Origin of the sequence: Sphingobacterium sp. UBA7253, from assembly GCF_002472745.1 — a bacterium.
GTDB classification, from domain to species: Bacteria; Bacteroidota; Bacteroidia; order Sphingobacteriales; family Sphingobacteriaceae; genus Sphingobacterium; species Sphingobacterium siyangense.
The window spans coordinates 33,730-49,281 of the sequence record NZ_DKSP01000150.1; the positions used below are offsets into that span (position 1 = coordinate 33,730).

Sequence of the window (15,552 nt, forward strand, 5' to 3'; positions counted from 1 at the left end):
TAGACCAGGGTGAAGCTATCACCATTGGTACGCGATAGCCCAAACCAATAGGACTTTCAAAACTTACATGATTACTATTTTTCCTTTTTCGCTCCTGTTCTAGCGTAACATATTCATCCGAAGTGTCGATTTCTGACACGGCACCCTGATCTTTGTTCGTGCTCAATGGCGGAACAAAAGGAGCGATATGGTCAAAATATCCATCATTTTCGTCATAAGTTAAGATGAAAATTGTCTTTTTCCAAACCTCAGGGTCTTTGGTCAATATATCGAGGACTTCGGATACGTACCATGCCCCATACCAAGGTGAGCCCGGATGATCCGAAAAACGACAAGGTGCCACTAACCACGACACTGTAGGTAATTGGCGATCTTCAACATCTTTTCTAAACTGATAAAAAACATCTCCGGCTGGCACCTCAACTTCCTGCCGCTTTCCACCTTCTTTATAACTTAATTTATCAAGTTTGTGAAAGTTGGGATCAGCTAGATTAGTCACAAATGCATTGTGATGGATATCTTTTTCGAACTGGGATAGCTTTTCAAAATTCTCGGGCGTATAATGAATGACATCCCTTTTCAAATCCTCCAATTCCGCTTTGGCTTTGTGCAGCAATTCTTCTTTTGGATTTGTTTCCAAAAATTTATGCAGCTCTTTTACCCGTTCTTTCATCCACTGATAATGTGCCAAATGATATCTTACACCATATTGTTGGTGAAACTCCAGGTTGTTATCTGTAAAATTGGCCAACCAATCTTCCTCTTCTCCTTTAAAGCCTACTGGTAAACTTAGTTCATTTTGATAAACTTTCCACGAGACCCCTGCTTTTTGCAGTCGTTCAGGATAGGTTTTCCATTTGACATCCTTGTAGTTGATCTGACCATTGTCTACATGCGCAACAGATTCGGGATTACGGGGTTCTTCGCGCACTGTACCAGTCCAAAAATACGATCGATTAGCGCTCGTTCCCGTCAGTGAAGAACAAAAATGCTGGTCACAAATTGTAAATGCATCTGCAAAAGCATAATAAAAAGGAATATCCGCACGGTTATAATAACCCATTGTTAAAGGCATAGCCTTATATTCTGAATTGCCAGAGCTCTTTGCTTCCAACCAATTATCCATTTTCCCGTCATGACGAGCAGCAACCATATCACGCCAACCATGCGGAAGCGACCCCATCCAAGTCGATTTACTATTGACGATATCTAAATGGAAAGGTGCAAAATATGCACCTTCCTTATTTCCTTGTATCCATACAGGTAGGCCATTCGGCAATTTCATCGCGCGGGGATCGTTAAAGCCACGTACACCCTTCAAAGTTCCAAAACAGTGGTCAAACGATCTGTTTTCCTGCATCAAAAAGACAACATGTTCGGCATCCAAAAAAGTTGATCCTTTTGGAGCTTCAATCGCCAAGGCTTTTTGTATTGATTCAGGCAGCCAGTTTATGGCGACTGTACTCCCTGCCAGCATGGCTGCTTTTTTTAAAAATACCCTCCTTGAATCCATTATTTTAACCACCAAGTCTGTAAATTAATATTGTCATTTCCGCCAAATTGTGATTTGATCGCATCAGATACATTCGCCGTATTATTATTGTACTCATCTTGAGGATACATCCAGCGATAGGCTGTTTTCACATTCGCCGATTTACGGAAACTCGGATATCCCGTGCGCAAATGATCAAAATAAGCCGAGTATCCCCCCTGATGAAATGAGCGCAGGTATTTCTGCATCAAGATACGTTCGAGCTTTTGCTCATTGGAGCTAGCTCCGTCAAGACTTACCGAATTTTGTTCAAGATATTTGGCCGCTTGTGCTTCATTTGTATAAGTTCCCAAATTTTTCGCATACTTTTCATAAAATTTGAACGATGCCTGTACTCCTTTGGTATACGTTGCATTGAGATCGCCCGTTATCCAACCTTTCAAAATGGCTTCAGCCAAAATAAACTGCATCTCCGAACAGCCCAATAAGACCAATGGCTCAGCTGTGGGATCTTGATAAAATCGTTCGTGGACTTTCGATAATTTACCTAATACGGCTTTTGCATTCACCTGTGCATAAGGAACAATCGGATCACCGCCTTCATAAGCCGTAAAGTCATTAATCGCTTTACCCGCTTCTTTACCCAGTCTTGTTTGTGTAGCGACGGCAAATAACCGCGGATCTTTCAGGTCCTGCAATCGTTGGATAAAAGTGGAATCCATATACATTCCCGATCCATAACCGCTAGAGTTAAATTCAGGATAGCGATTACCCTCTTGATTCAAAAAGATGAGTTGCCCATCTTCAGCACCACTAACATCAGTGATTCTAGACTCATTGGTAAATATTTTTGAAAATTCTGTTGCTGCATTAAATGGAAGATCAGTCGTTTTCTTCGAAAGCGTCAATAATACTTTTAGGCGAAATGAATTGACTAACTTGTTCCAATTGCCACTATTTCCACCATAAATAATATCCCCATTTATGGTGTTATTGTTCTTCTTCAGAATAATACTTGCTTCCTCGAGCTCCTTCAATACACCCACCAAAACGTCTTTCTGTGTATCGTATTTCGGCGCAAAAATTGCCGAATTTTCACCCTTTGCTGCTTCTGAATAAGGGACATCACCAAACGTTAAGGTAAGATTATAAAAATAATACGCACGGAAAAATTTTGCTAATGCCAAATAACTTTCAGCGCCAATACGTTCAGCTTCTTCCGTCATCTTGGTAATATTGCGAAGATTACCATATTGCTCAAAGCTTCCCCTTTGCCAATTATAAATTTGATTCGCATTTTCACCATCTGTTTGCACAATCATTTTCAAGGCATATAGTGGTGAGGTACCATGCCAGGTCCGAAAAGCATCCCATTCTACCTTCGTCAATAAAGCTTGCGGGTGGGTTGTTGTCGCTTCATTTGGATTAACATTTACTTCAGTCAATTTCTGACAAGAAGTCATGATTGAAAGAGAAAATAATCCAAGAAATATATGTTTATTAAATAATTTCATCGTACTACGTTATTAAAACTTAAAATCTAGAGAAAAACCAATATATCGCGTGGAAGGATCTTGTAAGTTTCCATCGTTCCCAACACCAAAATCAGGATCGATATAAGGTACTTTCTTCCACATAGCCAAATTATAGCCAAATAGTGATGCATTTAAGGCCGTAAGCTGTTTTAATTTAAACACCTTATTGACATCATAACCTACCGAAAGTCTACGCAGTTTTACAAATGATCGATCAAACACATTGGCAAACAGTTTACTCTCAGACTCTGTAACTCTGGCCTGGTAAGGATAATTTTGACTCCAAGCCTGCCAATCAACAGCTTTTGTATTACTTGTATACGTTCGGGTATCTGAAGTAATATTACCGTTCACGTCGCGGGTAAGCTCACCCCCTGTTACGATCACCCCATCTGGTACAAAAACTGGTTTCCCTGCATCATATTGTTCCTGACGATATAAGACCGAAGAAGGATGCTTTCCACCCCACCACATTTTTTCTATGGTTGTCGAATTCATCACGCCGCCAATAGATCCGTCGAAATCAAGATTTACCTGAAATCCCTTAAATTTGAACTGGTTTGCAAAACCAAATTGCCAGTCCGGTTGAAAGTAACCTAAATACTGTGGAAATGGATTTTTGGTCGGCATACCCGTATTCGGATTCAAGATAACCTTACCATCAGCCGATTTTTCCCAGACAGTACCATAATAGCTGTCTGCACGATCGCCTTTTTTAAGATTACCGTATTTCGCTTGGTTATTGTAAATTTCTTCCAAACGCTGAATTGCACGAGACCAGTTAACAGTAGACGTCCACGAAAATTGTTCATTTTTAATTATATTCCCTGTCAAAGAAATCTCCAATCCTTTTGTACGGTATTTATTTCCATTTACTTTACGCGAAGTAAAAGCGGATGCTTGGGAAATACTCAAATCGATGATCTGATTTTTATCAACAACATTATAGTACGTTACATCAGCCGAAAGCCTATTTTTAAAGAAAGCCATAGAAGCACCAATTTCTAAGGAAATGGACTGCTGCGGAAGGATATCAGGATTAATAATACCTACAGGATAGGTTACTGATGGCGTCGAACCATAGGTAACATCTTTTTTATAAGTCGCAGCAATGCTATAAGGATCCAGATCAGAAGATACTGATGCCCAGGAACTGTACAATTTAACAAAGTCAATTTGCGCTGGCAGTTTAAAATAATCGGAGATAACACTACTTAGTGAAACCGATGGATAAAAGAATGACTGATTTGCCTTTGATAATGTGGATGACCAGTCATTTCTTCCTGAAAAATTCAGATAGGTCGACTTAAACACATTTAAGTTTACCGACGCATAAGCACTTCGGATTATTTTCTCAGTTGTTGTATTTGTTGCCTTAACTGGACCTTGGGTATTGCCTAAGTTGTAGACAAATGGTACAACTAAACCATCAGTAGTTTGATAAAGCTCACGATAATCTCTTTTGAAAGTGGAAGATCCCGCATTAACGGTTACACCGAAATTATCAGACAACTGCTTAATATAGGTTGCTAAGACGTCCGCATCAAAATTGAGCTGCTTGCTATCCCAGTTTTTATAATCCCCATTCCGTGAATCGCCATAATTCATATAAGACTTAGGACTCTGCATGTCCTGGAATAGATTTTTTTGTCTTGCTGCAGCACGACCTTTGATGGTAAATTCAGGTGAAATACGCCAAGTTAAAGCAGTCTGCCCGGCCAAAATATCCTGATCGTATACTTGGTTCAACTCATTAGCTGCAAAATAAGGGTTGTTGTACCAAGCATAGTTATAGTTTGCTTGACGATAGCCTTCCTGTCCCGGAATATAGAGGTGATCCTTTAATTCCTGTCCATTTACATCATTTCCCATCCACAACAAAATCGTATACATATGATTTTTAGGTCCATATCCATACCTTGGATAATTTGGAGATTTCACTTTGTTATAGGATAAGTTAAGATCTAATTGTACCTCAGGAGTAAAACGGTAAGAGGTATTCAAATTTAATCCACCTGTAGAAAGCTTTGTATTGGGCACCTGACCTTTTTGATAGGCATATTTTCCTGTTCCAAATATGCTTACCTTTTCCGAACGATACGATAATGTCGCATTATTCTCGGTAATCAGTCCAGTTCCAAGGAAATCCTCTAAATTGTTATGTGCGCCCCAATCAATCGGCACTCTTTCATAACGTGACTTATCATTATACTTGGTTCCACTCACATCACCCCACCAAGGAATCACTTCACCAGTTTGCTTATCACGAATCGGACTGTTCCATTGTGCCACCTTTATTCCGGAGTTCAATTTGGGTCCCCATGTCATATCTCCATCTGAAATCCCCCCATCAGCACCATCCCAAAACTCATATTTACCGTTGGATCCACTTCCGAACTCCTTCTGCGATTCAGGAAAAACTGTAAATCCAGCAGAAAACATATTACTGGTTCCAACCGAAAACTCCAGCCTATCGCTTTTTGCACTTTTGGTTGTAATTAAGATCGCGCCATTTTTACCGCGTGATCCATATAAAGATGAAGCGGCTGTTCCTTTCAGTACATTGATATTCTCTATGTTTTGACTGGACATGTCGTAAAAATCAGATTCTACAGGAATACCATCTACGACAATAAGTGGGCTCTTACCACGCAATTGAAAAGATGGTGCCTGAAAAATCCCCGTTGGATTATTAACGATAAGACCAGATACTTGTCCCGTTAGCGCTGTACCAATATTCATTGTTTTAGACTCTTTAAGTACGTCTAATTTAACTTCTTGAGTAGCGTAACCAATTTGCTTCTTTTGTTGCTTGATACCAATTGCCGTGACAACAACCTCATCCAACTTTGAATCATCCTTTTCCAAAACCACCACAAGATCCCCATCTGTAGCAGTTATTGTAGCTGTTTTATATCCTAAAGAAGAAACACGGATTTGGTCGCCAACCTGACCTTTCAGATTGAATTTACCATTAAACTCTGTACGCGTACTCTGTTTGCTGGTTTCATTGATGATCGTGCCGCCGTCAATAGGTTTGCCGTCCTGATCCTTAACAATCCCTTTAATAATAGCTTGATCGGCAATTTCGAGCTTGGTAGTTTCATTCGCAAAGTTTGCCCATACGCTATCGACATGTGCCGCATTCAGCAATGCAATAGCTAAGGTCACCTGAGCTGTTTTCCTAAATTGAGGTAGTTTAATAGGTTTCATTATTTTGAATTTTGCCCAAAAAAATGAAACCTATATTACTAGAAGATGAGTAGTATATTAACAATGCAATCTTAAAGATTGCTTAACTTAACATTAACATCGTTCGCGCTGCAATGTCTTATACATCAACTTGCATATTGAGCTTCCGCGTGCTTCGTCGAACCGCATAGATGACTATAATGAAAATAATCCAATCTATCGCCGCGCTCGCTACGTAAATGCTGTGTACACCAAAATATTTTGGCGCAATAATTAAGATAGGAATATAAAATACAACCTGTCGCAATACACTGATAAAAGTCGCAGGCTTGGCATGATCAATGGAAGGAAACCACACCATCGCCATAAAAATAAATGGAAGAACCAATAAAACACTCATGTAAATTCTGAAATCCATTAGCTGCTGTATTGAAAAAATCGCTTCTGGTATCAGTATCGATATCACAGCAACGGGATGAAGCATCACCAGCAACCAGAACGGAAGCAGAATCAGCAGCCCAGTAATGGCAAATAAACGGTACGAATTGATACTTCTCGTATACTGCCCAGCACCATAGTTCATCCCCGTTACAGGCTGCAAAGCCCGCATAAGCCCCCATAGTGGGGTATTTAATAAAATATAAAGCCGATTGACCGCCGTAAAAAACGTAATATCCATATCATTTCCGTAATTAGCCAATGCGTTGAAGACAACAATATTCTGGATTACAATCATGACCATCATAATAAACCCGGGCATTCCTAATGAAAGCGTTTCTTTTAAAATCGATAAATCCCAAGATAAAGACCAAAACTTTGTTTTGAACGAAGCCTTTCCCCCGGCGTAATACCATACACCTAAAAATGTGTAGATGATCATCGATATATTGGTTGCCCAAGCTGCCCCTGATACACCCCAACCAAAGTGTTCTATAAAAACCGGTTTAAGTAAGACATCAACAAGCAATCCAATTGCAATCATCCAGGCCGCAGTTTTCATAAGACCCTCTGCACGAATAATCATGTTGAGGGCCAAACCATAAATCCAGAAAAAACTACCCAATATGGTTGTTCGAAAGTAATCCACCCCAAGAGCCAATATATCACCTCTACCACCCATCATGTAGACCAATTTGTCGGCAAATGCATAGCAAGGGAGCGTAATTATAAGAGAGAAAATAATAGTCAAAAAATGCACCGTACCAAATGACCTATGTAATTTCTCCTGTTGATCCCCACCTATCCAAATACTAATTGCCGCCCCCATACCTGTTCCGATCAGAGTACCAAAACCTTGTGCAAATTGGGCTAAAGGATAGGTTACACCGACAGCTGCCAACGCTGTATTGTTAATCAGATGACCAACAAAAATACCATCCAGAAAATTGTTCAGACCATACAGGACCATTGCAATCACGGCAGGCCACGACATCTGCCACATCACTCTACTTAACTTACCGTTTAAGATCAGTTGTTTCTGTTTCTCCATAACCTATCGTAAACGTTAGGCCTGGATTTCTTCACTCTCACTACGGCGATCTGTAGCAGATTTATCTTCAGCAACTCCGGCTTTCCAATACGAATAAGCATAAAGCTCCTCTCTTCCCCAACCGAGATCCTTACGCAAATAATTGCGAATCTCCTTAACTGTCGAAAATTCAGCAGCTACATAAGCAAATTTATCCGCTACAGGCAAGGATCTGATCTTCACCAAATCCGCCAAAAGGCTACCTTCCTGTGGCGTATCATTATGTAACCAAATAAAATCAATAGCAGCCTTAGTCTTCAATTGCTGTATATCTTCGCTACCATGTACTTCAATCATACAGATTCCCTTTGCCAAAGGTGGCAAATCTTCTAAGATTGCCCCCAGAACAGGAATTGCAGTTGCATCCCCAACAAGGAGATAGTTAGCTGCAACTTCATATAGAGAGGTCTTACCTGCTTTCATTAGAATCCCAAGCACATCGCCAGGTTTTGCAGCCATAGCCCAAGCTGAAGCTGGCCCCTCATCACCATGGGCAACAAAATCAATCCATACCTCATTTCTATCAAGGTTGATACCGCGATGTGTATAAGTTCGAACTGTTGGCCTAATCGCCTCATCCATCGGCTTCCACTGCCCTCGTTCATAATCAAATTCTGGAAAATAAATGCGATCTACATGCTTTGGCGGAATCAAGATCTTGTTATTGACTCCGACGGTCGTATTAGCGATTTGATCTACACCATCACCAGTCAAATAAACACGAATATAATGTGGCGTCAGGTATTCTTTTCTACTTACAGTCAGGGCGAGCTGTATTACTTTCATTTCAGTTTTTCCCATGATTTTCTAATTACGTACATATTTGATCAAAAGACCATTATTAAGAATCTTTCTAAACAAAGGTAGTTATTCGACTTTTATCAAACCCGATTCATGCGCTATTAAAACTTCCGTAAGAAGGAATAAAAGGTCCGTAAAGTGTAAAAAAAACTATTCCACATTACAAGGTATTTTTTAGCTTACTCGGTGGGATTCCAAATTTACGTTTAAAGGCGTCCGAAAAATGGCGTTGATTTTTGTAACCAACCAAATCAGAAACTTCACCGATTGTTCGATCTTCATCTAAAATCAGTTTCTTGGCATGTTCCATTTTTGCGTCATGCCAAAAACCAAAAACAGTCGTACCAAATAGCTCCTTAAAACCTTTTTTCAATGTGAATTCATTGGTACCCACCAGATGCGCGAGATTGACTAGTGTACTATTGGTATCCATATTTTTTAGTAGAAACTCACGAACGGCATATATCTTATCGATATCGGCTTTTTTTAACGAAACTGCTACAAAATCCTCTTCCTGAAACTGTTCCAATTGAAGAAGCAAGAGCTCCATAATCTTTGCTTCCAGGAAAATTTTCTTAAAAATTCCCTTTCGTTGACAATTGATTATATCGTCGATAATTTCATACATATCGTGGGTAATCCGTCTATGCATATTGGTCAGCAATCCCGATTTACCACGGTCAATAGCATTCCGAAAATCTGCAAAGAATTTATAATCTTCGGGCAGGAATCTTTTAAAAAATTCGGGCGATAAGTTTATTTCACATAACTGAAACTCCTGATTCCCCCACTCCATTTGACCACACATTGAATTTCCGTAAATAATATTATGCTGGTATGTCTCAAAATTTACACCTAAGGGCATCATTTCGCCACTCGCCTGACTATTGCCTTTTAAGGCAAAGTGCATTTCAACTGTTTCAAAATCACTTTCAAAACGAAACCGCATCCGTTTAAATAACTGTGCATGACCGTAACCAATATGAATACCATCGAAGAAAACCTCCTTATAAAAACCTTTTCCAAATGTAGTATCTAAATGTGTTACAGATTCATAAATTCCAGTGTCGACAGAAAAGTAGGTACTTGGGTAAGTCCGCTCCAATAATAAATTGGGTGAATCAATATCATATAATCTTAGTGCCATTTTTAATTCCTTTTAGGATTCAAATAGTCTTACGCACATTAGGCAATATACCTTAACAGAAATATTCCCTTCGACGGACATTTTACTCCTTTATGCAGACCCCATAACAATAGAATGCCTGCTATCTTTGACTAAAGTATAAAATTATTTAGAATCATTCTTAATTATTTGAAAAATAATTAAGAATGGATACAAATAGAAATCAGGATATGGCAGACAACTTTCCACTCATCCAGGATAGCATTTATAATAACATCAAGATTGCCAATCCAAATGCAACGAAACATGACATTATTTTAGCCGCAGAAAAAGCGAAAGTCTTAGATTTCGCCTGGGAATTTCCAAAGGGGCTCGACACATGGATTGATGATAGCAGATATCCTTTATCCAGCATACAACAACAACAAATTCAACTGGCCCGTAAATTTTTAAGGGCATTGTCGTAATGACAATGCCCTCCTTATGCTATGCCGGGTAGCGTACTGGGGGAGCATAACTATTTAATCACCTCAGTTTACAATAACCAGCCCTTTACGAGATCGTTATGTTTCTTGACCCATTCTTTTGCCGTAAATGCTTTGTCCTGGCTTCCCTGCATTTTTGACAACAAATCAGCCATTGTTGATTCATCGAAGTAGACTTTGGAGAAAAATCGGGCTAGCTCAGGCTGCTCAATGTTAAAGTTTCCCCGTGCAAAAATTTTAATTTGCTCGGCATCACCCAATGTCTTTTTGGGGTCATCCAAAAACTTCAATTTCATTTTAGCAAACATCCAATGCGGCTGCCAGCCAGCTACCACAATCCAACGTTTTGCTTTGATTGCATTTTGCAATTCCGTGATCATAGCTACGGTAGATGAGTTCACATGCTTATAATCGAGGCTATAATCTTTGATCACCTGATCCACGGCACGTGTTATTCCAGCCCCTTTTTCTATTCCAATGATCCGTTTATCAAACTCTTTTTCATGTTTTTTCAACTCTTCAATTCCATCAATTGTTACGTAATCCGGTACAACAAGTCCATTTCGCGCATGGTTATAACTCGTTCCAAGCTCTTCAATATTGGGGAATTTAGCCACTTTACTTCCATGGGTCAATGGCAGCCAGACATCCATATATAGATCTGTATCGCCATTGTTCATGGAGGCTAAGATCATATCTGGCGTAGCCCGCTGGACAACAACATGATATCCCTTTTCTTCCATAATAACTTTTGCGACCTCTGTCATTGCGACCCCTTCGGCCCAGCCATCGACCATACCGATATGAATAATATTTTTATTCCGACCTGTGCTGCATGACGCAAGCAACAACACCATCAGACACAATACCATACTTTTTATTTTCCTCATACTATGCTTTCTTTTTTACAAAGCCCTGCGTGATTCGATCCAAAATAATAGCGAGAATCACAACGGACAAACCACTTTCAAAACCAAGACCAATATCCAAGTTATTAATACCCTCAAGCACTTTTTCTCCCAAGCCACCAGCAGCAATCATTCCGGCAATAACAACCATAGATAAAGACAGTAATATGGTCTGATTGATCCCTGCTAAGATTGTTTTTGTAGCCAAGGGCAGTTCTACTTTAAATAAGATCTGACTATTGGTCGCGCCAAATGAACGTGCAGCTTCAACGATATCTTTTGGAACCGCATCAATCCCTAAAGTCGTCAAACGGACGGCAGGTGGCATAGCGAAAATAATGGTAGCAAAAGCTCCCGGGACTTTACCGATACTAAAAAATAACACCGCTGGAATCAAGTAAACAAAGGCAGGCATCGTCTGCATTAAATCAAGTAAGGGCCGAATGATTTTCGCTGCTAGTTTATTCTTCGCGGCCCACACCCCCAAAGGAACTGATATAACCAATGCTGTTAGTGTAGCGACCAACACCAGGGCCAAAGTCTCCATCGTTGCAATCCAAAATCCCATCAGATAGATCAATGTTAATCCCACCAACGTTGTCAATGCAACCCCTTTCCCAGATTTCCACCAGGCTAAACCTGTAAATAATGTGATGATAATAAAAAAAGGTATCGTTGTTAGCACCCATTCCAGTCCAATAATGGATGCATTCCCCGTATTTTTTATCAAGTTAAAAAATGGTTCTAAATGATCTGTCAGCCAATTTACAGCTACAGCGATGTATTGTCCTATATCGATTACTTTATTCATTTCTACTGATTATTTGCTTTCTCTTTTAATTCAATAATTTCTTCTTCATTATACTTTGTCGCTTCGATAATCAACGATGTCTGTGTTACGATCCCCAACAAACGATTATGTTCATTCACCACAGCGATTGGCGACCGGATCTCCGATATCAGGGGCAACATTTCTTCAACGGTCACCTCTTTTGATACTGTTGGAACGGTAGTATGTATAATGGATTCTACGGTAGGTTCCCTACGCTTTGCAGATTGAATGACTTCATTCATGTGAACAAAACCAAGAAAAGTCTCATGAGCATCAACTACAGGGAGAATTTCAATTCCTGTCGACCGCATTTTCCGTAGAGCCCCCTCAGGGCCATCTTTTTTGAAACGTACAACAGTAGGTTTCTCAAACATCAGGGAACCTGCCGAAATGATAGACTTGCGATCCACTTTTTCAACGAAGGCTTTAACATAGTCACTTGCTGGATTTGTCAAGATATCTTCCGCGGTACCGATCTGTTCGATGACACCATCCTTCATAATAGCAATACGATCGCCCAATTTGATTGCTTCATCGAGATCATGGGTAATAAAAACGATCGTCTTTTGTAAATTATCCTGCAACTCCAATAGCTGATCTTGCATTTCGGTTTTAATCAGGGGATCTAGTGCTGAAAATGCCTCATCCATCAGCAATACTTCGGGATCATTGGCAAGTGCCCGAGCCAGTCCAACCCGCTGTTGCATACCACCAGATAACTGAGACGGTAACTGTTGCTCAAATCCACTCAGTCCTACTACATCCAGCGCTTTCTGAGCTTTAGATTCCCGTTTTTCCCGTTCTTCCCCTCTTAGTTCTAAACCAAAAGCGGCATTGCTTAATACGGTATGATGTGGCAACAGACCAAACTTTTGAAAGACCATACTCATTTCTGTCCTACGGACTTCAAGAAGATCTTTATTATTTTTCCCTGTAATATCCTCTCCATTGACAAATACCTTTCCCGATGTAGGTTCGTTCAATCGATTAAGACAACGGAGCAGCGTAGATTTCCCACTCCCTGATAGTCCCATTATAACAAAGAATTCACCCTCGAAGATTTCAAAATTAGCTTTGTTGATTCCGATCGTGCAATCTGTCTTTGCCAAGATTTCTTTTTTGGAGAAACCCTCATTTAGTAATTTCAAAGCTTGCTTCTTCTGTTTTCCGAAAACAAGTACCAAGTCTTCAACTTTTACTTTTACCTTACTAGTTTTATCCATTTTTTAATTTTTTTAAACATAAATAAACCATAAGGGCATGAGTGATCCACTAAGGCCATACGCCTACGCTATTTTCTTACAAATAAAAATATCCCTACAGTTGAGTTCGTTTGATCGAAATCTTACTCTTACAGTTCAATCAACTTATTAACTAACATACTTTACTCTCGGTTCGGTAAGAGCAATGATGAAAAAGAAACTAATCTTTTAAAGACGAAATGCTCCATTCAAAAAGCATCTCCAAAATATACTTCAACAAGTATAACGAACAACCTAGGCTGTGCCAAAGGCACAAAGCCATAGCGGAATAAACTCACGCCATTCTGTCTTTTGACAGTACAAAGGTACGAAAAATAAATTAAACGTCTTTTCCCCACCATATACAACTAAAATACAGATAGTTAAAAAAAACGTCGTTATGTTAAAAAAATACGATCAGCAGGCGAAGGGCTCGACCACTGATCGTATTTTCTAAGGGGTATTATTCTCCCCAGTTTGGATTTTGGATGAGGTTAGGATTTAACTGTCGTTCTTGAACAGGTATTGGATATAAATAGTCTTTCTTTTCATCGAAAACTTTTTTGATATGTGCGTTAATAATCACATTTCCTTTATTTCCATTTTCCAATAAGATTTCCGACCCTAATTTCAATAACTGAATGCCTGAAGCACTAGGCTTGTCACCTTCATAAATCCAAACGTCATCTTTACCATCATTATCTAGATCAAACTTACCTGTACCTGGAAAATACATCCCTTTAAATTGCCTTGTGACCAACTGCCCGCTTTTCCATCTTAAGATATCATCCCAACGGAAAGACTCCATAACCAATTCCACACGTCGTTCTCTTCTTATTTCCAATAGTACCCCCTTCATATCACCAACTACATTCGGATAATCTTTAGCTAAAAATGCATCTGGGTTTGATTTAGCCGCTTGCAGATTTAGATTTGGCATACCTACACGATCGCGTAACAACTTAATTGATTTGTCCAAATCAGCCTGGCTCAATGTACCTAACTCTGCTTTCGCTTCAGCATAATTCAATAAAACCTCGGCATACCTAAAAATAGGCATATCATTTTCAGAACGATTGTAATTATCATACTTTACATCACCTACAAATTTGATCAATTGATATCCCGTTACCGAATTCCCAAAGTTCGGTGCAACAACAGCAGCACCTCCTATACGCTTATAGCCTGGTGTACGTATCGTCTGGCTTAGGCGTGGATCACGATTTAGAACCTCTTCTTTAAACATCATTGTTTGGTAATTCGATTTATCGGTAAACCTCGTTCCATCTTTCATCAGATAAGAATCCACCAAATTTTTATCCAATCCAGGTTTCCCATAGGAAGCCGTGATCGTATAATAATTTACATTGTGCCAAATTTGCAAAGCATCCGAGAATTTCCGCGCTAAAATAACCTCTTGCGGCAAACTATTAACACTATAAAACAACGCACCATAAGAGTCTGTTCCCGCGGCATTGTATACACTGTATTGCGCTCCCTCCATAAGCTTACTGGCTGCATCGGCTGCCTTCTCTAACAAACCGTTTGCATCAGTTAGATTAAATTCTGTGTGATATTTACGAAATGTTCCTTCAAAAAGTGCGACTCGGGATTTTAAGGCCAATGCAGTCCATTTAGTCACTTTTTCATCACTTTTGGTAGCTGATAGATTAGCAATCGCATAGTCCAGATCAGCGAGAATATTTGATACAACCAAAGTTCTAGGATCCCTTGCCTTCTTAAGTTGTTCTTCGTCATTTTGGTCAATGACCTTGTCATACCAAGGCACATCTCCAAAACGTTTCAGTTTATCGAAATAAAAATATGCCCTAAAAAAACGCGCTTCGGCAGCATAAGGCGCAGCAGTTGTTTCTGAAACTGTATTAAAGCAATTTGCCAAAAAGTAATTGATATTACGAAGATTTGCCCAAGTCCATCCACCGCCACTTATCGGAACCTGTCTTTTTCCGGTCAATTCATCATCCAATGTTGTCTTAACGATATTATCGACCGATTCGTTATAAATACCTTCGGCCGAAGGCAGTGCGGCATCGTAAAATGACTTTGTAAATAGTGCCAAATCCTTTTCAGTTTTAAAGGAAGCCTCAGGAGTAACCGACGACTCAGGCAAACGCTCCAAATAATCTTTGCTACAAGCCATCATGCCGCAGCTCAACAATGCATATATATATACTATCTTTTTCATACTATTAAAATGTTAAATCTAGACCAAATGAAAATGTTTTAGAGATTGGATATGATCTTCCGTTGACCTCTTGAGCCGACTGTTCGGGATCGATATATTTGGAACGGAGCTTAGTCGCCGTCCAAATATTTTCACCTGACACATAAACCCGTGCATTGGCCAATTTCACGCGCTTCAGCCAGGCCTGAGGAACCGTATATCCTACG

At 39.7% G+C, this 15,552-nt stretch carries 12 protein-coding genes; 1 reads left to right on the plus strand and 11 read right to left on the minus strand.

The genetic code is table 11. The features are described from left to right. The 6 genes from B2X72_RS15720 to B2X72_RS15745 all read right to left on the minus strand — a co-directional run. Positions 1-1,513, minus strand: a 1,513-nt coding sequence (locus B2X72_RS15720) for an alkaline phosphatase family protein (protein ID WP_286850545.1), incomplete at its 3' end; no start/stop codon positions are given. Continuing rightward, on the minus strand, positions 1,513-3,006 hold the full coding sequence (locus B2X72_RS15725) for a SusD/RagB family nutrient-binding outer membrane lipoprotein (RefSeq protein ID WP_286850548.1): 1,494 nt from the start codon (positions 3,004-3,006) through the stop codon (positions 1,513-1,515). The genes B2X72_RS15725 and B2X72_RS15720, both read right to left, overlap by 1 nt. A gap of 12 nt (positions 3,007-3,018) precedes the next feature. Further along, positions 3,019-6,240: a SusC/RagA family TonB-linked outer membrane protein gene (locus B2X72_RS15730; protein ID WP_145327866.1), complete on the minus strand. Its 3,222-nt coding sequence runs from the start codon at positions 6,238-6,240 to the stop codon at positions 3,019-3,021. A 118-nt stretch (positions 6,241-6,358) separates the two neighbouring features. Next, entirely contained in the window at positions 6,359-7,708 is a 1,350-nt protein-coding gene (locus B2X72_RS15735; protein WP_145327867.1) for an MATE family efflux transporter, read from the minus strand. A gap of 15 nt (positions 7,709-7,723) precedes the next feature. Further along, the gene (locus B2X72_RS15740) at positions 7,724-8,548 is read right to left on the minus strand and encodes a siderophore-interacting protein (protein ID WP_070567954.1); all 825 of its coding nucleotides are present in this window, start codon (positions 8,546-8,548) and stop codon (positions 7,724-7,726) included. Between the two features lie 160 nt (positions 8,549-8,708). Further along, complete coding sequence (locus B2X72_RS15745; RefSeq protein WP_115050491.1) at positions 8,709-9,695, minus strand: helix-turn-helix transcriptional regulator; 987 nt, start codon at positions 9,693-9,695, stop codon at positions 8,709-8,711. A 185-nt stretch (positions 9,696-9,880) separates the two neighbouring features. Between B2X72_RS15745 and B2X72_RS15750 the strand changes: the two genes are divergently transcribed. Then, the gene (locus tag B2X72_RS15750; RefSeq protein ID WP_046675378.1) at positions 9,881-10,141 is read left to right on the plus strand and encodes a hypothetical protein; all 261 of its coding nucleotides are present in this window, start codon (positions 9,881-9,883) and stop codon (positions 10,139-10,141) included. A 68-nt stretch (positions 10,142-10,209) separates the two neighbouring features. Here the strand turns inward: B2X72_RS15750 and B2X72_RS15755 are convergent, their stop codons facing one another. From B2X72_RS15755 to B2X72_RS15775, 5 genes are all read right to left on the minus strand, one after another. Continuing rightward, the gene (locus B2X72_RS15755) at positions 10,210-11,049 is read right to left on the minus strand and encodes a glycine betaine ABC transporter substrate-binding protein (protein ID WP_088162284.1); all 840 of its coding nucleotides are present in this window, start codon (positions 11,047-11,049) and stop codon (positions 10,210-10,212) included. A gap of 1 nt (position 11,050) precedes the next feature. Beyond that, entirely contained in the window at positions 11,051-11,878 is an 828-nt protein-coding gene (locus tag B2X72_RS15760) for an ABC transporter permease (RefSeq protein WP_286850553.1), read from the minus strand. A gap of 2 nt (positions 11,879-11,880) precedes the next feature. After that, positions 11,881-13,122, minus strand: coding sequence for a quaternary amine ABC transporter ATP-binding protein (locus tag B2X72_RS15765; protein ID WP_075993480.1), 1,242 nt, complete (start codon positions 13,120-13,122; stop codon positions 11,881-11,883). A gap of 481 nt (positions 13,123-13,603) precedes the next feature. Further along, positions 13,604-15,346, minus strand: coding sequence for a RagB/SusD family nutrient uptake outer membrane protein (locus B2X72_RS15770; RefSeq protein ID WP_286734781.1), 1,743 nt, complete (start codon positions 15,344-15,346; stop codon positions 13,604-13,606). Positions 15,347-15,350: 4 nt separating this feature from the next. Beyond that, positions 15,351-15,552, minus strand: a 202-nt coding sequence (locus B2X72_RS15775; protein WP_286850556.1) for a hypothetical protein, incomplete at its 5' end; no start/stop codon positions are given.